This window comes from uncultured Fibrobacter sp. (assembly GCF_947166265.1).
GTDB lineage: Bacteria > Fibrobacterota > Fibrobacteria > Fibrobacterales > Fibrobacteraceae > Fibrobacter.
In genome coordinates, this window is the sequence record NZ_CAMVDO010000019.1 from 39,243 (window position 1) to 61,390 (window position 22,148).

Annotated in this window: 19 protein-coding genes; 6 read left to right on the forward strand and 13 right to left on the reverse strand. The window is 47.9% G+C overall.

Features of this window, described 5'->3' with window-relative positions; all coding sequences use genetic code 11:
- Positions 1-315, reverse strand: coding sequence for a nucleotidyltransferase domain-containing protein (locus Q0W37_RS10270; protein WP_297701298.1), 315 nt, complete (start codon positions 313-315; stop codon positions 1-3).
- A 139-nt stretch (positions 316-454) separates the two neighbouring features.
- Between Q0W37_RS10270 and Q0W37_RS10275 the strand changes: the two genes are divergently transcribed.
- From Q0W37_RS10275 to Q0W37_RS10285, 3 genes are all read left to right on the forward strand, one after another.
- On the forward strand, positions 455-2,200 hold the full coding sequence (locus Q0W37_RS10275; RefSeq protein WP_297701300.1) for a 1-deoxy-D-xylulose-5-phosphate synthase: 1,746 nt from the start codon (positions 455-457) through the stop codon (positions 2,198-2,200).
- Between the two features lie 101 nt (positions 2,201-2,301).
- Positions 2,302-2,655, forward strand: coding sequence for a helix-turn-helix transcriptional regulator (locus Q0W37_RS10280; protein WP_297701302.1), 354 nt, complete (start codon positions 2,302-2,304; stop codon positions 2,653-2,655).
- Entirely contained in the window at positions 2,652-3,941 is a 1,290-nt protein-coding gene (locus Q0W37_RS10285) for a type II toxin-antitoxin system HipA family toxin (RefSeq protein ID WP_297701304.1), read from the forward strand. Before Q0W37_RS10280 ends, Q0W37_RS10285 begins: the two co-directional genes overlap by 4 nt.
- Before the next feature lie 69 nt (positions 3,942-4,010).
- Here the strand turns inward: Q0W37_RS10285 and sfsA are convergent, their stop codons facing one another.
- The 5 genes from sfsA to Q0W37_RS10310 form a co-directional block, all read right to left on the reverse strand.
- Complete coding sequence (gene sfsA, locus Q0W37_RS10290) at positions 4,011-4,730, reverse strand: DNA/RNA nuclease SfsA (protein WP_297701306.1); 720 nt, start codon at positions 4,728-4,730, stop codon at positions 4,011-4,013.
- 123 nt (positions 4,731-4,853) lie between these two features.
- Positions 4,854-6,110, reverse strand: a complete 1,257-nt coding sequence (locus Q0W37_RS10295) for a radical SAM protein (RefSeq protein WP_297701308.1) — start codon at positions 6,108-6,110, stop codon at positions 4,854-4,856.
- Positions 6,111-6,146: 36 nt separating this feature from the next.
- Complete coding sequence (locus Q0W37_RS10300) at positions 6,147-7,046, reverse strand: hypothetical protein (protein WP_297701310.1); 900 nt, start codon at positions 7,044-7,046, stop codon at positions 6,147-6,149.
- Positions 7,047-7,068: 22 nt separating this feature from the next.
- Positions 7,069-7,311: a hypothetical protein gene (locus tag Q0W37_RS10305; protein WP_297701312.1), complete on the reverse strand. Its 243-nt coding sequence runs from the start codon at positions 7,309-7,311 to the stop codon at positions 7,069-7,071.
- 350 nt (positions 7,312-7,661) lie between these two features.
- A complete protein-coding gene (locus tag Q0W37_RS10310) occupies positions 7,662-11,288 on the reverse strand; it encodes a hypothetical protein (protein WP_297701314.1) in 3,627 nt (1,208 codons plus the stop codon).
- Positions 11,289-11,658: 370 nt separating this feature from the next.
- Between Q0W37_RS10310 and Q0W37_RS10315 the strand changes: the two genes are divergently transcribed.
- Positions 11,659-12,375, forward strand: coding sequence for an NYN domain-containing protein (locus tag Q0W37_RS10315; RefSeq protein ID WP_297701316.1), 717 nt, complete (start codon positions 11,659-11,661; stop codon positions 12,373-12,375).
- A 296-nt stretch (positions 12,376-12,671) separates the two neighbouring features.
- Here Q0W37_RS10315 and Q0W37_RS10320 read toward each other — a convergent pair whose 3' ends face one another.
- From Q0W37_RS10320 to Q0W37_RS10345, 6 genes are all read right to left on the reverse strand, one after another.
- Complete coding sequence (locus Q0W37_RS10320; protein WP_297701318.1) at positions 12,672-12,812, reverse strand: hypothetical protein; 141 nt, start codon at positions 12,810-12,812, stop codon at positions 12,672-12,674.
- A gap of 103 nt (positions 12,813-12,915) precedes the next feature.
- Entirely contained in the window at positions 12,916-13,503 is a 588-nt protein-coding gene (locus Q0W37_RS10325; protein ID WP_297701320.1) for a fibrobacter succinogenes major paralogous domain-containing protein, read from the reverse strand.
- 7 nt (positions 13,504-13,510) lie between these two features.
- Positions 13,511-14,122: an HAD family phosphatase gene (locus Q0W37_RS10330; RefSeq protein ID WP_297701322.1), complete on the reverse strand. Its 612-nt coding sequence runs from the start codon at positions 14,120-14,122 to the stop codon at positions 13,511-13,513.
- Positions 14,123-14,148: 26 nt separating this feature from the next.
- Positions 14,149-14,985, reverse strand: a complete 837-nt coding sequence (locus Q0W37_RS10335; protein ID WP_297701324.1) for an FISUMP domain-containing protein — start codon at positions 14,983-14,985, stop codon at positions 14,149-14,151.
- Between the two features lie 11 nt (positions 14,986-14,996).
- A complete protein-coding gene (locus tag Q0W37_RS10340) occupies positions 14,997-15,671 on the reverse strand; it encodes a hypothetical protein (protein ID WP_297701326.1) in 675 nt (224 codons plus the stop codon).
- Positions 15,672-15,680: 9 nt separating this feature from the next.
- Positions 15,681-18,479: a hypothetical protein gene (locus tag Q0W37_RS10345; protein WP_297701328.1), complete on the reverse strand. Its 2,799-nt coding sequence runs from the start codon at positions 18,477-18,479 to the stop codon at positions 15,681-15,683.
- 222 nt (positions 18,480-18,701) lie between these two features.
- On the opposite strand from Q0W37_RS10345, the gene Q0W37_RS10350 reads away from it, so the two are divergent.
- Entirely contained in the window at positions 18,702-19,379 is a 678-nt protein-coding gene (locus Q0W37_RS10350; protein ID WP_297701330.1) for a DUF975 family protein, read from the forward strand.
- Between the two features lie 63 nt (positions 19,380-19,442).
- Positions 19,443-20,564, forward strand: coding sequence for a DUF4434 domain-containing protein (locus Q0W37_RS10355; protein ID WP_297701332.1), 1,122 nt, complete (start codon positions 19,443-19,445; stop codon positions 20,562-20,564).
- Between the two features lie 177 nt (positions 20,565-20,741).
- Here the strand turns inward: Q0W37_RS10355 and Q0W37_RS10360 are convergent, their stop codons facing one another.
- Positions 20,742-22,064, reverse strand: a complete 1,323-nt coding sequence (locus Q0W37_RS10360; RefSeq protein WP_297701334.1) for an aspartate kinase — start codon at positions 22,062-22,064, stop codon at positions 20,742-20,744.
- Positions 22,065-22,148: the final 84 nt, after the last annotated feature.

Genomic DNA, 22,148 nt, shown 5'->3' on the forward strand with positions numbered 1-22,148 from the left:
CTAGGATTCCGCAGCGGACTGAACCACTTCGTGTTCTTTCTTGATTTGCTTCTGGAGGGATTCAGGGAGCTTGGCCCAGTCAATGATATCTACGCGGAAAGGAAGTCCGCTATCGACAAAGGCCTTTTCAATGGCCGTCATGACCTCGAAAGAAAGAGGCTTTTCGGAAATCACCACCAGTTCCAGTTCCGTATCGGGGGTAAGATCCACACCCGAAACACGAGCACCATGGGCCCAGACTTCCATCCCCTCGAAATGGAGGGCAAGGATCCGTTGGACCTTTTCCAAATGATCAGATTCTATGCATAAAGCCATATACGTAAAATATAGTTAAATGGGGACTTTCGTAAAAACGGCGGCGCCCCCTGTTTCCTAAACGAACCAAAAATATGCGCCATTTTAGGGCTGAAACCCCTCCCTTTGTTGTATATTTAGAGAAAAAAGGCGGTACCTTATGCTGATGGAAAAGATTGCATCCCCTGCTGATGTGAAAAAGATGGACATGGAAACCCTGAGGGCGCTCGCGGCCGAAATCCGCACGGCCTTGATCAACAAGATTTCACATTGTGGTGGACACTTGGGACCGAACCTCGGCTTCGTAGATGCCACCATCGCATTGCATTACGTCTTTGAATCGCCCAAGGACAAGATTGTCTACGATGTATCTCACCAGAGTTACACGCACAAAATTTTGACCGGACGCGCCGAGGCGTTCCTGAATCCAGACAAATATTGGAGCGTTACGGGCTATACCGAACCCTGCGAAAGCGAACACGACCAATTTATGATTGGCCATACTTCGACTTCGGTGAGCTTGGCACTCGGACTTGCAACCGCCCGCGATGTCCTGGGTGAAAAGGGCAACGTCATCGCCGTCATCGGTGACGGTTCACTCAGCGGCGGCGAAGCATTCGAAGGCCTCGACAACGCTGGCGAATACGCGACGAACTTTATCGTGGTGGTAAACGATAACGAGATGTCCATCGCCGAAAACCACGGCGGTCTTTACGGAAGCCTCGCGGAACTCCGCGCCACGCAGGGCAAGAGTGAAAACAATTACTTCAAGAGCCTCGGCTTTGACTACCTGTATGTAGAACAAGGTAACGACATCGAATCGCTCATCGCCGCGTTCAAGCAAGTGAAAGATTCCACGAAGCCTGTGGTGGTGCACATCCACACGCTCAAGGGCAAGGGCTACAGCTTTGCCGAAAATTCCAAGGAAGGTTTCCACTGGACAGCGCCTTTTGATATCCCAAGTGGCGTAGTGGACTGGGGCAGCGGAGAATCTTATGGCGGCATTCTCGGCGAATACCTGATGAAAAAAATCAAGGCGGACCCGAAGGTGGTCGTGATTCACTCTGCGGTGCCCGCAGGTATCGGGTTCTTTGCAGACCAGCGTAAGGAAGCAGGCAAGCAGTTCATTGATGTAGGCATCGCTGAAGAGCATGCCGTTGCACTCGCCTCGGGCCTTGCCAAGGGCGGCGCGAAACCCATCTACAGCACTCACGGCACGTTTATCCAACGCACCTATGACCAGCTTTCGCAGGACCTTTGCGCGAACAACAACCCGGCCACATTGCTCATTACCATGTCCGGTGCCGATGGCATGAACGATACGACGCACCTCTGCATTTTCGACATCCCGATGATGAGCAATATTCCAAATCTGGTGTACCTCTGCCCGACATGCGTGGAAGAGGCCATCGCCATGATGGATTACGCCATCGAACAGACGGAACATCCAATGGCTATCCGCATTCCAAACGGAGTCGCACACCGGAGTGTAGCATTCGACAAGGATTACTCCAAGCTGAACACGTACAAAGTAGATAAACGCGGAAGCAAGGTCGCCTTGATCGGTCTCGGCAGCTACTACGCCCTCGCCGAAGAAGCCACAGCGGAACTTGCGAAACAGGGAATCGATGCGACCATCATCAACCCGCGTTTTGCAACGGGCATCGATGCCGAAACGCTCACGGAACTATGCACCGACCATCAGGTGATCGTGACACTCGAAAACGGCGTAGTCGATGGCGGCTTCGGCGAAAAAATCGCCCGATTCTACGGCAACAGCAACATGCGCGTACTCGTAAAGGGCCTCAAGAAGGAATTCTACGACAAGGTCCCCTACGGGCAGCTCATGGAACGTAACCGCCTCACGCCCAAGCAGATTGTGGAAGATATTTTAAATAGACTCTAAATTGGGTTTTAAAACTACAATTTCTGAATTAAAAACCCATTATAGGGTTGTTTTATAGACAGAAATTTAGTATATTTAAGATAGATATCTAGGAGGTCGACATGTACAGGGCAACACCGCTTACAGAACAAACCGCTCTCAAAGAGCTTGGCGAACGCATCCGTGCGCACCGCGTCGCCCTGGACCTCTCGCGCGAAGCCCTCGCCGAAAAGGCGGGCGTCGGCAAGAATACATTAGTGCGACTCGAAATGGGCCAGAGCGTAAGCCTCTCGCACCTTGTCAAGGTTCTGTTGCAATTTGGATTTGCAGAATCGCTTGTTAACATTGTTCCCGATTATAGCCGTAGCCCCATGATGCTCCTCCGCGAATCGCAAAAACTGCCCCAGCGCAAACGTGCCGGTCGCAAGAAGAAGGCTGCCGCCAATGCGCCCTGGGTATGGGGAGAGGATAAATGACCTCCGTCGAGGTGCAGCTCTGGGGAACGACTGTCGGGGCGCTCTACCAAAAAGAGGGCGACGAATTCGCCTCGTTCGAATACGCTCCAGACTTCGCCCGCAGTGGCATAGAACCCGCGCCGGTCGCCATGCCCGTACGCAGCGGCGCCATTTACCGTTTTCCGGACCTTTCTCCCGCCACCTTCCATAGGCTGCCGGGGCTTTTCGTCGATTCCATTCCCGACAAGTTCGGCAACAAGATTATCGACCAGTGGCTTGTCCAGAACGGCAGGGACCCTAAAAGCTTTACCGCGCTCGAACGGCTCTGCTACACCGGCTCGCGCGGCATGGGCGCACTCGAGTTTTACCCCGTCATCGGTCCCGCCCCCGTCAAGAGCGAACCGCTCGAAATCGAAAGACTTCGCACCCTTGCGGCAAACATCCTGGACCAGCGCAAAAAAGTGAAGGTCAGGCTCCGCGAAAAAGACGCGTTCGAACAGATTGTCCGTGTCGGGACATCTGCCGGAGGCGCCCGCGCAAAGGTGCTCATCGCCTATGACGATTCGACGGGGACCGTGCTCTCGGGGCAAGTCCGCGCCCCCGAAGGATACGGCTACTGGCTTCTAAAATTCGACGACATCGAGAACAACCGCGACAAGGAAAACGCCGACCCGGCAGGTTTCGGGGCACTTGAATACACCTACAGCCAAATCGCAAAAGAAGCGGAAATCGAAATGACGGAATGCCGCCTGCTGGAAGACGGCGACCATAGGCACTTCATGACGCGCCGCTTCGACCGCACCGAGAACGGCGGCAAACTGCACTACCAGTCGCTTACGGCCATCGCGCACTACGACTTCAACATTGCAGGGGCGTACAGCTACGAGCAGGCTTTCGCCATCGCAAGGCAAATCGGGCTTTCCACCGCCGACATCGAACAGATGTACCGCAGGGCCGTATTCAACATTTGCGCGAGAAACCAGGACGACCACACGAAAAACATCGGCTTCTTGATGGACAAGCGCGGCAACTGGTCGCTCGCCCCCGCCTTCGATGTCACCTACGCCTACAACCCCGTCGGCCGCTGGACCGGAACGCACCAGATGACCTTCAACGGCAAACGCGAAAAATTCACCCTCGACGACTTCAAGGCGGTGGCAAAAAGCGCCGGCCTCGTACAGGGGCGCCACAAGCGCATCCTCGAGCAAGTGCAAGATGCTCTCGCAGGCTTCAAGAAGCTAGCCAAGGCAAATGACGTCCCCAAGAAACTCGTTCAGGAAGTTGCGAATAATTTAATTAAATTTTAAAGACCCTAAATTAGGTTTTTAATGTAAATATTTTAATATAAAGACCTAGATTTGGGTTTTAAATAGACTTTACAAAATCAGCGTAATAGGCTTGTCGGCTACGAGACTGTCCGGTGCAACCTTGCAGTCAATCACAAAAATTTCCACACCCGCCTTTTGGGCATTTCGAAGCGCCTTGCCGAATTCAGGATGGATATTGTCGTCGGGGCCAAAACGCTTGCATCCCTTCATTTGAATGAGAAACAGAACGCCGCATTCGTAGGAAGTGCCATCTTCGGCGGCCAAACGTTCCGATTTTATGCGGGTCAATTCTGTCAGGTGCTTAATTCCTCTTTCCGTAGGGGCGTCGGGAAAGGTGGCAAAGCCGTCGTGCTCCAGGGTGACGCCCTTCACTTCCAAAAACATCTTGCGGCCCGCGAATTCGATGTAGAAATCGAACCGAGAGTTCCCGAAGGTGTATTCAGGGCGAACCAGCTGCAATTTTGGGAAACGCCGCTTGTTTGCTCTAATCCATTCTGCTGCCACCTTGTTGGGGGCCTGACTGTCCATGTTTACGAGAACAGTGCCTCTAGGCGTAACCTTCTCTACCGCAATCAGGTCATAAGGAGTCTTGCGAGCGAGATTCGTGGACTGTTCAAGGTAAACAACCGCACCGGGTAACAAAAGTTCCCGGCATCGGCCCGTATTTTTCACATGAACCACGGTCTTTTGCCCCTCGATGTTCACGTGGGCTATAAAGCGGTTTGGCCGAGAAACGAATGTCGCCTTTACAATTTTTCCGTACTGCATTGCTTTTAGGGAATATACATCTTTTTCAGGGATGTTAGGCGAATTTAAATATTCGTCCGAGAAAAAACTCCCCGAACGCAAGGGCCGGGGAGAGGTTTACTTGGTCATTAGGAAAATATCTTTCTAGATGGTTTCCGCAAGCCTCCGCATCTTCTCGAAATCGTGCGAAGGATTGTCAACAACTTCGGGAATACCGAAGGCGTCCTCTTTCAGGGTAAGGCCATATTGCCCGATATCTTCGGCAAGTTTCGTCCCTTCGTAAACCTGCAAGGGGAACGCTCCCACCTTCCCGACACCATAGCTTTTGACAATCCCAATATCGCGGGCAAAAGAATCATAAGTCTGCAGCGGAAGCCCGTAAATCAAGGTGACCATCGTCGCGATCCCAAGCTCCCTGCAACGATCCAGCTTTTCGCGAAGTTGCGCCTCGGTCTTGTTACCGCCACGCTGAATAGTTTTCAATACAGCCGGATCAAGACTCTGCACGCCAATCTCGAAACTCACATTCGGATTCAGCGAAGCCTCTTCCATGAAGCGTTCCGTCAGCAGTTCCGGGCGAATCTGCAGCGTGACTTTTCCTGCGAAATCGACTTTGCGAATCAACTTTAGGTACTGTTCCCCGTGGCCTTCGTAATCATTGAAGAGCGGATCCAGAACGTTCAGCTTTTTCACCCCGCGATCCTTGAACAACTTGAGTTCATCGAGATGACGCTCGTAATTATCGATGCGATACACCTTGCCCGAGAGCGTATCACGATGCTTGCAGAAGGAACAGCGGAAAGAGCAACCGCGGCGAGTTTCAGCCCGCACGGTATCAACACCACCGCCAAGGGAGATGACGCCCGAAAGATACGGAGATTCAAGTTCTCCAAACTTGGGCAAATCCATCATACGTGAAACACCTTGGTTGATATAGTGGCGTAAATTCGCGAATATCTTTTCGCCGTAGCTGAGCGTAAACATATCCGCGAACGGAAAACGCCTGCGAAGTTCCTCTTCACTCCCAAAAATGGAGGCTCCCCCCAGCATAATGAAGATGTCCGGAATGCGTCGGCGAAGTTCCGCGCCAGCGAGTGCAACCATCTTCTCGCACCAGCCAAACACGCTGAACGCGACCACATTGTACCCACCAATGAGCACCCTGGTAACAACCTCGCTTGCAACGAGATTCCAGTCAATATTGAAATCGCCGTTCATCTTCTGAAAGCGATTCAAATCGCTAGTGAACACATCAAGCGTATCGCCTGCATTGGCAGGACTGTTCCAGAACGCGCCGGCAAGGCAGCTGGCCCCGTAAGCATCGCGAGGTTCGTTCTTGCGGCAGAAATTACTACTCACAAGCAGCACGTGAAGCGGATTGTAGATGAAGGAGTTTTTCATGAGAGCCTCCATTATAGGTAGCTATGGAATCATATCCTACCCATTAAGGATGGAATTAATCCACATTTCATCAGAAGCATCAGCATCCGTGAAGAGGCCAAACATCTTCTTCATCGAGAATACAAGTTGAGTTGTTTCGCAGTCTTGTACCTTGTCTTCAGAAGAAAACTCTAACCAACTACACAAATCATCCATCGAGACTTCGGCATGCCCCTTCAAAGGCATACATTCAACATTTTCAGTCTGCTTGATACTCCCGTTGGAAGACACGACCAAGCTGCGTTCTTTCGTGGAATTCTTGACCTGTACAGAGAGCGTCGTATCCATAACGTTATTACGGAGAAACGAGAAAAACTTGAAGTCAGAGGCTTTTTGCATTCCGGAAGCATCCTGTCGTAAAATTTTCCACTGGCAGTTCTTGAATCTTTGAAGAGAATCCGCCAAGATTTCGGTGTAGTTGTTTTCGCTCACTACCGTCCTGAATTTGACGCTCAACTTCTCGTTAACTTGACGCAGTGATTCAATCTTGCGGTAAAGACCTTCAAACGAAATATTCTGAGCAAAGGCGTCGCGATTCTTTTTCTCGACAAATTCGGGAACAAGGAAATCAACGGGGACCTCCACCTCTGTAATCAGATGCGCCATAGGACGCAGAATGCCGAGTTGCGAATAATCAACTAATACCGAGATGCCAACGCCATTTTCTTTGGCAATTTTCGAGACCCTTAGAATCTCTTCCGGATCGAAAGAGCCCCTTGTAGTAGGAATACGCAAACGAATACCGACATCCTTGAGGCTATCTCGTATTTTCTTGGCAGTTTGCACTGCGCAAGCACCGTCACCATAAGTTTCTTCTTCGAAATAACAGAGTGAGAACCCCAACGAATTTTTGGAATTATTCTGTGGTATTATTGTGATTGGAATGAACTTGGACATATTAATCTCCTTTTGTTAAGGTTTAGGCGATGATTACGCCGGTCTGGATGAGATATGCACGGATGTAATGGTTGTATTCGCGTTCGAGCATCTTGAAGGCGTTACCTTTACTCGGTGTTACCGCGACAACCAACGCCTTGCGGCTAGTCGGGGCTTTGTGCTTCAGGATGGAGTGTTTGCCGCCCCGATAGAAGTTCCAACGACCGCTCCGAAGGAGGGCGTTACAGAAATCGTTGATTCGCTTGTCGGCTGAGATGTAAATCATGGTATACCTCGCTTGGTTAAAATTTTGCAGTAACGATGTGTTTGGAAACATCCCGCTCGGTTGGAACGGAATTCCAGGCTTTTGATGCAGCGAAAAACTGCCGCAGACAAAACGCCAAAAACCACCTATTGATTCAACAGGTGACTACTAATAAATGTCAATGGATTGCTGTCATAGAACCTCCCCTTTTGACTCCAGCGATTGTCAAAAGGCTCAAGCGACTTGCTGGATTCGGGATCGTCAACTATGACACTTATAATATACAATAAAAACGAAGAAAAAGCAATAGGGGAAATGAGAAAAATCCGACTCGCACAATGTGAGTCGAATTTTACTTTTCCATATAATGCTTAGGTAGCTTTTTTCGAGTTATTCTTTAGTTGAGACATTTCGAATGTGACTCTTACTAGATACAAGAAGAATCGATTGTCGTAAAGTTCTAAAAGTTTTTTTTCTATTTCATATCCTTCATCATCCCTCTGGTAATGTCCAATAATTCCGAATATGAAATTCAGAAATTTCTGAAGATCCTCGCGTAAGGGATTTTCGTATTTTTTTGAAGCGAGAGACTCCTTTAAACCCTTTATTTTGTTGTTTCTGTCGCCTAAAAAATCTTCCTTAGAGAAAATGATATTGCCATTATGATCTAATAAAGGTTCAGAATTTAATTTATCTTTAATTTCTTCCAAGGAGGTCAAATAACAAATGGTTCGCTGCAAAAGCGATTTCGCAATTTCTAACAAATGAATGTCGTATGTGGAATCGTTTTCAAACACATCAATGCTTTTGGGATCAATTTCCTTTTGTGCTTCAGTCAGCTTCTCCCGCGCCTTTTCAGAAACCTTCCTTGAGATGGCTATCAGATCGGGGGCTATAAAATTCGATTCTATTAGGGAATCAATGTCGGTTAAGAACTCGATAAAGTCAATTTTGTATTTGGGGCTGTTGGGATAATAGTATTCGTTGTTGAGAACTTCATAATCAATGAATTCAAGGTATTTCTTCATTTCTGACACATCTTTTTCTTTGGCAATTTCATTGATATCATTTTGATACCATTTATAATGCCACAACTCGTTGTCGTTGTTGAATAACGAAAAGTCATAATTTTCGCATATACCGAATTCATTTCTACAACTATAAATATTCTTGAACAAGATGAATGTCGGCAATTGTTTGGCTATTTCTTGTACTTCTTTTTCGAATAAATTGTAATCACCTAACTTAGAAAAATTATCCAAGGTATCAAAGTTTACAATTTGCGCTATTCCATTCCTTAAATAGTCCAACTTTTCAAGAGCCATTTTTGCCGTCTTTAAATCTTTTAGAACATTTTTCCATTCAAAGAAGGATTCCCAAGATTCTATTTTGTAGTAAGTTTGCCAATGCAATTTTTTATCTTCAGGCGTTGGTGTTTCAGATGAAAGGGCTGCCCAATATACAGAGTTATAACTTTGTTTAAGGCAATCTAAAGAGGTAATAATTTCCCTGTAATTTTGTTTTTCCCATTCAGAGAAGATGTATTCCATAAATGATTTTTGTTGGTCTTTTAGGATGGCAAAACAAGTGGGAATTTCTTTTAGTCTGTCCTTGTATCTGTTAATATTCCTTGTTTTTTCATGGATGGATTTGAAGACACAGTCTTTTGCTTTAGCTGCACAGTTCATTATATCAAAAGGAATAGGGTCAATGACATCCTTTTGCTTTTTCTTAGAAATTTTTTGAATATATACTGATTCGGAATTTATAATATGAGCAAAAATTTCTTGCAGCAATTTATGGAGAGAATCTTGTTCGCCATCAACAGAGAAAGCACCTTTGCGACGGAATGAAAATTTTTTATGGGTGTCGGCGACAGAATATAAGGTGGATTCATTTTCAATTCGGTTCTTTACGTCATATAAAATTCCTAGCAGATCATTGAAATTGCGTACCTCCAATAACTTTTCAGTGGGGCTGAATGGAGAATAGTGTTCATGCATGTTCCTTGCGGGTTTTATATATATTGTCGACAGCATACAGCGATACTGATGTTGAAAGGGAGCGTATTCTTCCATTTTAGGTGGAGGAACGCAAGATACGTCCGTTTCTAAAAACAATTTACACTTAAAATCGCGAACACAGATGTCATTAAGATTTGTCAAATGATTTTGAGTAACTTTATTGATATTAAATCCTGTATCAATTGATTGCATTTCTTTGTATTCTTTTTCGAATTTAGGACGTTTCTGTTTTCCAATTCTATCATTCCAGAATGTATTCCATGAATCTATTCTCTGCGTATGGTACTTAAAAGTTTTGTCCCGTAATTCATCTAGATGGTTGACTTGCTGGACTATCCCATTTTCAGGATTAATCGAGGTGAATGAAACGATATTGTAAATTAGGTTAATTGCACTTTCGGTTTGCGAAAATCCATTGCCATCTATCATTCCGTCAAACAAACGAAAATCAACATTTTTCGTCACGATCGGCAAATCATTGTTTTTTAGCAGCTCATTTAGCAATTCGTACTGCTTTTGGGGTGTTTGCCAAATTGAATTTGGAGCCAATAACGCGTTTTTGAACTTTCCTATGAGTTCTTTATTTGGAGTAGAAATAATACTGTATCGTTCAAGTTTAGGAATAGCGACAAGATCTAGCAGGGCAAAAAAGACTAGATACTGCAATATCGAGGCCGCGTTATTTTTTTCATTTTCTTTGGGAATGGCAATAAAGTCGTTTTTGACGAATTTTTTATACTCACTAGCTTTTATGTGGAGACGCTTACTATCATCTACTTGATAAGCTTCAGGTTTGTTGGCATTCTCTAAAAACAAAGACTTAAATTCATTGTACTTGAGAAAACTGATTGACCAATAAATAAAGAAAACGATTGAGGGAAATCTTTTAATAGCAACCGGAGAAATAGCAAGAACTGTTCGCAAGCAAATTATTACCTGTTCTTGAGATTCCGTTTCTGAACCATAATCCCAGAAACTTTTTCCAAAACATCTTTTTATCAATGAAATAATGCTTCTCTCTTGTTGGACAAAGACCAAACGGGGACTTTCTTTTTCTTTGTCACTAAAAGTCTCATATTGAACTTTTGTTGTCCTGATCCTGCAATCTATGTTTAAAACAGCTATAATATCATCGAGATTCCAAAAGAAAGAATTAGATTTTTCTAAACCATAATATTGATCAAAACATGTGTTTTTTTCTATTATTAATTTGAAGTTGTCTGGAGAACGAGCGGCTTTATTCTTGTATTCGATTAATTTTTCAAGAAAAAAAACATTAGCATTCCTATAAATAAGATTTTCCTTTGTGTGATAGGCGCAGAATAACGAAACTCTGTATAGTTCCCTTTTTATTATAGGTGATTCATCATAGCTAAAGAATTTAGTGCAGTAGGAAAATAACACATAGGAAAAGTCTTCATCCGAAACCTTAAATATTTTGACAAATTTTTTTAGAATTTCAGCCTTCTTTTTATGCCAGGAATCTTTATAAGAATCATAGTGTGATACAAAAAAGTCTATGTTTTTATCATCATAGAGTTCTTTATACTCCTGCGTAAGCATTTTAAGGCATTGAATCAATTTATTCTTTATTTTGTCCATCTTTTTCTTACCATCGCCAGTGCCGCAAAAAGCGGATATGTAGAACTGGTAGTATATGGCGCACAACGCCGCAAAGAAAATGGAAAATTCATCGCAATTAAATCTTGCATTCTTTTTGTTTAATTCAGGTATATCGTGTTCAACTAGAAAAATGCATTCCTGCATTAATTGGTCGTCAATGTGTGGACGCCCTTCTCCCAAATCCGAGATATTGTGCCTGAAAATTATTTCAATATTTGTATTGATAGAATTCGTATTACCCGATTCTTTAGAGGCGATATTCGAGACTGCTTTATCGGAATCTAAGGTATCATCGCCAAATAGGCTTTCAAAAGCTTCGTCCATATCAAAATCGTCTGTATTCTTATTCATATTTTCCTCAAAAAAGATGCGTTTTTTTCACCGCAGACCTACACTTGTAAATCTACTCTTTAATTTTGCATCGCGCTTACGGGTGCGCGAAAAACTATACCGACTAGGTGTCGGTGCCGTTGCGTTAGTGATTTAATGGAAGTTCATTTGCGACTCCTAGTTAAGCGTTTGTACTTCTATTCTTCTTATCTCCCGGCGAGCCTAAAACGCTACAAAGCCCTAATTTACTAGGGGCGTAAGCTGTTTCAGACCCTACACCGAAGAAAAAAGCACAATATCGATATGGAGTCTTAAAGATTGTGCTATGAATATATAAACAAAAATTCTTCTAGTCAAGTCCCTGAGTGAAAAAAATTATATATTCCCTACTATGGACACGGAAAAGAAAATAGCCCTGATTATCGACTGCGACAATGCCAAGGCGGACGCCATCTACGGCATTATGGAAGAACTCTCCAAGTTCGGGGAGACGAGCATTCGCAGGGCATACGGCAACTGGAAAGGGAGCAACCCTTGGGAAGAAGTCCTGCATCCGTTCGCAATTCAGCCGATACAGCAGTTCCCCTACACGAAGGGGAAGAACGCGACCGACCTCGCGATGACCATCGACGTGATGGAACTCCTGTTCACGGAGAGCATCGACATTTTCGCTATCGTGAGCAGTGATTCGGATTTCACTCCGCTTGCCATGAAACTCCGTGCCAAGTCGAAACAGGTAATCGGGTTCGGCGAAGAAAAGACGCCGCAGCCGTTCATCGACTCGTGTAATTCTTTTATCTATATCGACAAGTTCAAGAAGCCGACCGAATCGGACGAGGCGACAAACAACATTGAACCGCTTGACCGCAATAAGCTGCGCGGTAATGCGAAAATCATGAACGCCATTCGCAAGGCAATCAGCGAAGAGGCAGACGAAGCGGGCTGGGCAATCGCATCGAAGATTTCGCAGCAAATCAACCGTCAGATTTCGCTGAGTCCCAAGAATTTCGGCTACGCCAAGTGGCCGGCCCTTATCCATGCCACGGAGTATTTCGAAGAGGGCAAGAATTCCAAGGGGCAGCAGGTATTCCGCATCAAGAAGAAATAGTATCTCATTTCTTATTCCGTACGCTCAGCATTGCTAAAACGGCCACTTTTTATGTCGTTTTAGCAATAAAATGAATAAAAAGTGCTAAACTGACACAATTTTTAATCGTTTTAGCACTTTTTTAACGAAAAAATGCTATTTCAACAATCAGCTACGCTTGGCGCAGTAAAAGTTCTACACCAGGAGCGCCATTCACCTTGGATTACAATGGAAATTATTTAACCTAAAATAGGCAACCTATTTAAGGTAATTTTTATGAAGAGCAGTTTTCAATATTGCAGAATATTGAATAAATCTCAGAGTTCGCAAATTTCTTTTTCTGAAAGCTTCGTAACAACAGAGATCTCGGCTACAGAAAGTTTTCCCTGTTCAAGCAGCATTTTCGCGATTTCGCAGGCTGTTCTATGCTTCAGCCAAGCTTCATCAAAGTCTTTCATCAATTCGCAACGCATATATCTGGCACTAAAATCACTCAATTTCACTTCGTTTTGCAAGACCTTGAACACGGGGGCAGGTTTGTCTATAACAACAAAGTTAATGTTACTTCACACACCTAACCGATCTAGCTTCGTCCTTGCCGAAGGCGCTAATCTTGGCGGCCTTGGTGCTGAAATCGAGCAGTAGGTAGTAGGCGAGGCCGTCAGGAGTTTCCGAGGCACTCCAGAAGTGGGCATAGCCACCGATGCCGTCGAACTTGCCGTCCGTGGCGTTGTTTCCGGCGAGGCGGTAACCGGCGGGGAGTGCGTTAAAGCCGAAATCGTCCGAGCCGTTGCCTTTCTTGAACCAGCCGCTTGTTGACTTGAGTGCATTGCCTGCGACTTCTGTGCCGCCCGCTGCTGAAATAAGTTGTTCGAAGTCGGCGCTGTCGGGCAGGTGCCAGCCTTCGGGGCAAACGGTGCGGGCCATGTCCCAAGTGTAGAGCCGTCCGTACTTGGAGCAGTTGCGCTTGTCGCCATCGGGGCAGGCGCTTCCTTCGATTTCATAATTCAAGTTTTCAGCCATCCAGGTTCGCGAACCGATTTGCACAATGTCGTAGCTTTGACCGTCACGCGGATCGGTGAACGACTCGGAGCAGGCGGAAAGCAGGGCGGTCAGAAGAATCGAAATGTATAGAACAGGCTGGCGCATCAGATTTTCAGAGGTTAAGTGATTCTACCCAATCGATGTCGGGAGTGGCATGGAGTGTCTGCAATCCGCAAGATGAGGCGGTTGCGATGTTTTCGGCATTGTCGTCAATGAAAATCGTTTCACTCGGGTTCGCGTTCAGTGTGCGAATCGCCGTCCTGAAAATTTCTGGGTCGGGCTTTTGCAAATGGAGCTCCTGACTCAAGAAAATATGGCCGAAGAAATCAGCCTGATTGTTGCCGTTTGCGTTGAACCATTTTCGGCAACAGCATTCCCAGTGCAGATCGTTAGTGTTACTCAGGAGCGAAACAGTGACATCTTCTCTTTGGCGTAGGCGGCGGAGCGCATCCAGCTTGCGTTCGGCAATATCGAGGCAGATGGAATTCCACGCCTGTTCTATATCGCGTGGAGTTGTCGTCGAAAAACATTTGTCTGCAATCTGCTGACAGAATTCCTGCGTGTTCAATAGGCCGAGCTGGTAATCTTCCATCCACTTGTAAACGGAACCGCCCTTTTCGAGTTCCGCAGCGGGGAGCCCCAGGGCCATGAATTGTTCGTACGCATTCTGCATCCGGATATCGAGAACAACCCCGCCCAAGTCGAAGATGTAATTTTTGAGCATATGCGAAAAATAGAAAAACACATCATCTACTTCACGCACCGAACAGATAGTGCGGCGCGTTTTGTGAACTCGCCCCATTCGCTTGTTCTGAAGTCATCGTTTTGTAGTCCGTGCAAAAAGAAATAGAGGGCGTGCTCGGAGGAATTTCGGTAGTCCGTTAGTTCTGTCGATGTCCAGAAGAAGGCTTCTTCGCCGACACCGCAATAAATGTCGTCATCGTATCCTGTATGGTAATTGCAGTCCGATTTTCTCATCTCTTTTTCGGCCCTCGCTCCGGCGGCAAGCCCCGCAAAGCCGAACCTGTCGATATACTTGATGTCGTATTTTTCATTCGGATTCCAGCTGTATTTAGCCCTCATGCTTGCGCTTGCACCTTCGTTACCATTGTGCGAGTCGGCGTAGTCAATCATTTCCTTCCATTCTTTTTCACTGGGGATGTGCCAGCCGCTGGGGCATATTCCCCTGTGCTTGCTCTTGATTTTTTCGGCATAGACAGCATTTAGTTTGTTATAAACGGTATCGAGCTGCATGGCGACTGTCCACGGATAAAGCCTACCGTAAATGGCACAGGAATCGGGTTCGCCGTTGTAGCAGTAGCTTGAATCTGCGGCGTAGTTCAGGTTTTCCGCAAGCCACCAGCGATCGCCGATTTTTACGGTTCTGTATGTTTTTCCGTCACGGACATCTACGATAGAATCGTATTCGATGCTTGCAGGGTCAAATATATCTTCGGATTCTTCTTCGGTGCCGGTGCTTGGCCGGTAATAGTCGTTATTGTCGCAACCGCACAAGGCCGCAAGGGCAAAAGCTACGGCAAATACAGCGGGGAATGCGGAAACGACCTTATTTGCGACATATCTCATAGTGCAAGGTCTCATGGTTCCCCCTCGTAATATAGCGAATCGCCGCGCTGGTTTACGACAATGACCGCGCTGCCCACATCCTTTATCCTGTAGGCCGGCAATTGCGATTTCAGCATACCGCCACGTATCGCGTAAAAGTTCTCCGCAATCTTGAGGTAGTGCGCCACAAAGGAGATATCCCTGTGCAAGTCAAAAGTACAGTTTTCAAGTTCCAGGGTATCCAGGTCCCGTTTTTCACCGTTCACAATGGCAAGGGCGCAGTCGTTTGAAAACTGGTCGAGCCGCAACGCGCTTACGCAGTAAAATTTTCCGTCGATAGAATCCATGGCAAGGCAGCTTTCGGTCCAGCGGGGGAGTCCCTTAAAAGACAATTCCTCCGGCAAAAGGTCTTCGGGCGCCGAGCTTTCATCACCGACTTTCTGGGAGCGTAAATCGGCAGAATAGTAGTAGGTCGAGAGAGTGTTGCTGAAAGATTCTCCATCTTCGTAAGCCATAAAATGGTTGCAGTGGATGGTTCCTTGTTCCCAATGCTGGACCTCGACAACCATGGTCGTGTCGTCTATCAGGCCCCTGTAGCGCCACGTGTAGCCCTTGTCGGTCACCTCGTAGGTGTCGATACCGCAGCCGACTAGCACTACACAAAATATTGCGCCTATCATCGTAAGAATGTACCGCCAAAATCTCATCGGTTCCTCCTAGTCCCTTACGCACATCGCCTGGCCCATGGGCATAAGGTCCTTGGGGCATTCGATTACAGCCTTGATGTTGGTGTGCAGTATCATGCTCGAAATCTCGTAGGTAAAGCAGTATTGCGTACTGTCGTCCTTTGAGGTACTCGACCAGAGCAGTATCAAGTTTCTTTTGAAGGAGCCATCCGAATCCAACTCGTCCATTCCCTGAATGACATTTGAAATGCGGTTCATCTCGTCGCTATCGATGGTACGTTTCCATTCGTTGACACCCGACTTTTTCCACTCGGTAGTATCGGGAATGTGGAATCCCGCAGGGCAAAAAGTTTCCGCCTCATCCCAGGTCGTAAACGTATTTTCGCCATGATAGACAAACTTGATGGAACCATTTACGCCCGCCCAGCGGCTCCACCTTTGATAGAAGCCGTCGAACGATTCGCTTCTTGTCTCAAAATCGGACAGATAGACACTCTTGTTCCCGTAGGGGGCGCGGACATACATCTTGCCGTTGATCATTCTCGCATCGTATTCAACGTCTCCGATGGTCGCCTTTTCAAGCCGCAAGCGAACGTAGTCTTTCCATTGCTTATCGTTCCAGAAAAATCTGTCGAACACATAGTGGCTGCCACTAACGTCGCACTGGTAAACCCCTTCTTTTTCGAATGTCCCGTTTGCAAAATTCTTCTGTTCCAGCGAATCCATGTCGCTAATCTTGATGCGTGCCCACTGATAGGTTTCACCGTCGACGCTCTTGACGCAACCGAAAAGCCCGCCCGCCTTTTTGTCCCATTCAAGGGTGGTACCCGCTTGTCCCGCGGCACAGTAGTCGCCACGATTCCTGTTACGGTCATAGATGGCTATCTGATCCTTGGTGGCAGTAGACCAATGGCTACTGATATGCTGCCCATACGGATTGTAACCGGCCACGCACACAAAATACTCATCACCGTATTTCCGAACTTCGGCCTTGTTGTCGGTGCTACAGGAATCGCCTGCCAACACCGGCGCGATAACATTTTCTTTAGAGACGTAAAGCCATCTACTGTCGCGGCAAAGGTAATACTCACCGTCGTAAACGACATAGGTAGAATCATTCGTTTCGCCGCATCCATCTTCGTGAATGACTGGAGGAATGGCACTTTCATTAGGGAGTACTTCCCACTCGCCATTCTTGAAAATGTAGTAGGTACCGTCGTACTTCACCACATGTCCGTCCTTGCGCGTGTCATGATTCAATACGGGCGGAATCTGCTTGTCGGCAGGAATCCTTTCCCATCTCCAACGCCATCCGTCACGGAAAACGCACCAGTGATAAGCGATGCCGTCGTGCAGCACCTCGTACTGGTTTTCTTCGCTACAGACAATGTTGTAGTAGTCAAAGTAACTGATGGGATTCCAGTTGTTGTTTTTATCGCAGCGGTAATAGCTCGATGGCGGAAGCATGATGGTGTCACCCGCGCTGCAGGAATCGTCGGTCACATAGCCGAGCGGCGTGATGCTTTCCCACTTGCCGTTATGGCAACGGAAATACTCCTCATTGAAAGCGGCTTTTTCATTTTCGCGATTCACGGTGCAGTCACCGTATTTGTTGTAGAAATACGCTTCGAATTCGGCCTTCTCCCTGTCGAAACCAGAAATGGTGTCAGTCCATCTAATTGAAAAACCGTAACCGTCACAAATGAATACGTGATCGTGATAGGCGCGATACTTGCCCTTATTGCCGTAATCGCATGGGCCGAACAGATACTCGATGGCGGCCTTGGGGCTCGCAACAACCCAGGACATTGCGGCATCTGAACAGGCGTAAACCGTGTCGTTATGTTGGATATTGTCGGTAACGCCATGGTAGCAGGGGATATATTTCAAATCGAGCGAGTCAAGGGGTTTCCAGAAGAACACGGAATCCTTGCGCATCTCACATACAAACAAATTCTGGCTGAATGTACTTTTTTTGTTGCTGACCTCGGCGGTTTTCCCGATGCTGTCGCACTCTGAAAGGCCATAAGCCTGTTCCCATAAAGTCGAATAAAACAAGAGGCTTGTAGTGTCTGTCTTAGCAAAATCCAAATTGCGTTTATCCGTGCGCACGATGAGTCCGTCGGCAATCTTGAGCGTATCGAAAATGTCGCTCCTGAATGTAGCGTTTTCGGAGTCGCCGTTTCCAATAGCCTGCGACATCTTCTTAAATGTCGCGACAAACGCCGAATCGGAATTATCGGAACCTGCGAGCAGATAAGGCATCAGGCGCAATGCCTCGAACTTGATGCTATCGGATTCAAAATCGACACCCTCTTGCCACTCCATGCCGAACATCCTGAAAATCTCTCGCGAGGCCTTTTTCTTCGCGTTACCCAGGTAAAAACCGTCCTCCTGAACCAGGTACCTGACGCGGTTACTTTCCAGCGCACCGAACAGGTTGACGGCGGGAGCGGGGTAGCGGCCAAAGTCAACATATTCCTCGAAAGAGAGTTCCTTTGCATCGGGCGAATCCCCACGCGTACAGGTGAAGGTAAGCTTTGCGAAGGTGGTGGGGTAGTCACTGGAATCGGAGGTGAAGGTGTAGCCGAGAGAATCGTTCACGCCGATGGTCGCCTCTATGACATCGACTTCTTCGAGGTTTGCCGTGAGCGCGGTAATGGTGAGCGATTTCGGGATGAGCGGCGCCTCTAGCGAAAATTTTCCCGACAGGGCGGCCAAAACGCCCGATGAATCGTAGAGAACGCTTCCCCTGCTGGAATCATGATCCTCGTAATCGGAATAATCGTAGGTATGGTCGCAGCAGCCCGCAGCGAACAGAGTGGCCAAAATAAAAGGCACCGCAAACCATTTACGACTAAAATGCACCATCCTAACCCTTTTTTGTGACTCCGTTAATCTTTGCAGAATAAGATAATTTATTTACCCTGTTCAAACAACATAAAAATGGAAATAGATGATGAAGCGCCTATTTTGGAAGATAATCTGAAATTTTTACGGAATCTAATTTATTATGTTTTTGCCGTAATGACTCAATAAGAAGGAGTTTCTATGGAAAACGAAGAAAATCAATGGGATGTCGAACTGAACCGCATTCGCTCCATGAACAACAGGGAAATCCAGGAATTTGCCTGGAACGCGATGAGCGGCCGCTGGCTTTACGGGGCTCTGACCTTGATATTATTCCTGGCAGTCATTATGGGGCTTTCTAGTCCGCAATTCCTTATGGAAGAAGACTCCGTGCTTTACAATGCCTGGGAAGTCATCTGCACGCCATTTACATGGGTTTTGTGGATTGGCCTTGTCGCCTGCTATTTGGATTTGGCGCTGAAAGCCAAGCCTTCTTACGCACGGCTTTTTTTAGGGTACCGCGGCATAGAATATTTCCTGAAGATCGTGATTACAGAAGTTCTTCAATACATCATGCTCGTGCTATGGTTCCTGCTCTTGATTGTTCCGGGCATCATGAAATCGTATTCCTATACGATGACGGAACTGATTCTCGTCGAACATCCCGAATACACTCCGCTGCAGGCCATTACCGCTAGCAAGGAAATGATGTACGGTCACCGTTGGGAGTTTTTCTGCCTGCAGGCCCGTTTCTGGGCATGGTGGCTGCTGTGTTCCTTTACGTTCGGCATTGCGGCCCTGTGGGTGTATCCGTACTACATGACCGCCAAAAGCAAGTTCTACCTGAAGCTTAAGGAACGTGCGGAAGCAGGCGCCTAAAAGCGCCAAAGGGCGTCTAAGGGCGCCTAGGGATTCCTAGATTTTTTGGGGAGTATATTCATCTTGCAATCCATATTTCGCACAGTATTCTCCGCGCTGTTATGGGGAGTTATCGGCGCAAACGCCGCAGGAATCGCGGGCGTGTTCGATGCGGGCTGGACAACTGCCTACCAGTCGCAAGATTCCATTACGCACATGCACCAGAGACTGCACGCACTCGGCATGGACCATGTCGTGTTGCAGTATGCCGCAGTCGAGGCGACACACTTGTATTATCCTTCGCAGCTGGATTTCTTGCAGGAAACGCAGTACAGGAATAACCAGCTTTTCCCCAAAAGCATCGAAGCCGCGAAGGAGACCGGCACCAGACTCTGGCTCGGGCTTTATTACAATGGCGAAAACTGGTACACTCCGCCGACCGCCGAGCAGCTCGACACCCTGTCCGCTCGAACCCTGAAAGTTTTGGACGAAATCCATTCGCTTTACGGGAACGAAACCGTTGTCGAGGGCGTCTACATTCCGCAAGAAATCGCGCGTTACTACTGGGATAATCTGCGCAGTGACGCGACTCCGGAAATGCTCACGGAACATTTTTTGAAACCGCTCACGGACGCCGCACAGGCGAAGGGCTGGAAGGTGATGGCGGCACCCTTCTACAACCAGAACCTGGAAACTCCCGAAAAGCTGCAAACGTTTTTCGAGAAGCTCTTTGCCGCAGGATTCAAGCCCGACATCATCGCCGTGCAGGATGGCGTAGGAGCAAGCGACGCAGGCAAGCATCACGCCGAAACCGCGACCGTGGGCGGCTACGAACGCGCTGTGGCGCAGGCCTGCAAAAAGTACGGCATCGATTTCTGGGTAGACATGGAACTTTTCCGCACCGATGATTCGCACGCACTTGCCGACAGCGCAAGAATCTCGGCGCAGCTCGACACCGCTTACGCTGCAGGGGCAAAGAAAGTCATCGGTTACGATCTTGCCGTCCTCGGGAACGCAGGGCTAGACTCCCTCGAAAAGTGGAAACTGGAATCGAGCGTGGAACCGCAAACGCAGTCCATCGGCTTACGTGCCATCGAAAAAATCCATAACCCTAAAGCACGTCATGAAAGCAGTCCGCACAAACGCGTACTGTTCACAAAAGAAAATTCGCTGTACTACAAGGCAAACGGCGCAAGGGTCAAATAATTCCTAGTGCAAATTGTTAGTGTCGCTCAAGAGCGAAACGGAAATAGAAAAACGGCCCGGATTTTATTCCGGGTCGTTTTTCAATATTGATTAAGATCCCCGCCGGAGCCTGTCCTCACGAAGGTGAGGGCGGGAATGACGTAGAACGTGCATTCGCGCGGGGATGACAATCGCGGATTACTTCACGAACGCACCGTAGATGGCCTTGATGGCCTTCTCGGTATCGGCTTCGTCAACACCGGTGATGATGTTGATCTGCGAAGAACCCTGGTCGATGATGCGGACGTTGACCTTGTTCTCGGCGAGAGCGGTGAAGAGCTTTGCAGCCACACCGATCTTGTTCGTCATGCCATGACCGACAGTCGCAATCAGCGAGATGCCCGGGAACACCTTGATACGGTCGGGGCGCATCTGCTGCGTGATGTCTTCGAGAACCACGTCCTGCACGGCATCAAGAGCCTTGCTATCCACCACGATGCTCATGGAGTCGATGGCGCTCGGGCACAGTTCGTAGGAGAGGCCTTCGCTTTCGAGCACGGCGAGCACGCGGCGACCGAAACCGACTTCCTTGTTCATCATGGACTTTTCGATGTAGATCATCGAGAAGCCCTTGCGGCCTGCAACGCCCGTAATCGGGAGCTTCGCTTCTTCCGGAGTGGGGCCGATGATGGTACCCGGATCCTGCGGACGGTTCGTGTTGCGGATGTTGATAGGAATCTTCTTGGCGCGGCACGGAGCGATAGATTCGTCGTGGAGCACAGAAGCGCCGGAGTAGGCGAGTTCGCGGATTTCGCGGTAGCTCACGTATTCGATCGGCAGCGGATTTTCGACGATGCGCGGGTCAGCCATGAGCATGCCCGAAACGTCGGTCCAGTTTTCGTACTTGGCGGCATCGATGCCGTTGGCAAGGATAGCGCCCGTGATGTCGGAACCGCCACGGCTGAAGGTCTTGACTTCGCCACGGAGGTTGCTACCATAGAAGCCCGGCAGCACGTAAAGCTGGTTTTCGTCAGACAAGGTCTTCGCGATGTCTTCGTAGGTCTTCGGCGTAATGCGGTACTTGTCGTCGAAGGTGATCAGCGGGAAGGTGTCGACGAAGTTTGCACCCAGGTACTTGGCCATGAGGCGTGCGCACAGGAATTCGCCACGGCTTACCAAGAAGTCGGTGCTGACGGATTCGGGGTGATTCTTGAGCTTGTCTTCGAGGCTGTCCAAGTCTTCGGTGAGCTTGTCACCGAGGCCGAGATCGTTGCAGATTTCGTCGTAGCGCTGACGGATCAGGTTCCACGGGGTCGAAAAGTCGAGGCCCTTGGAGGCGAGGTCGTAGGTGCTGTAGAGGAGGTCGGTAAGCTTGGTTTCCTTAGGATTGCGCTTGCCGGGGGCGGAAACGACGATGACCTTGCGGTTCTTGTCGGATTCAACGATGGCCTTGATCTTCTTGAACTGGCCTGCATCGGCGACAGAGCTGCCGCCGAACTTACATACGATTCTTTGACTCATTTTTTCCTTTCGGGCCACCAAACCTCTCGGCTTCGAGCGCAACCGCTTTCCTCGCGATTGTCGTGCCCAAGCCTACCCATCTGG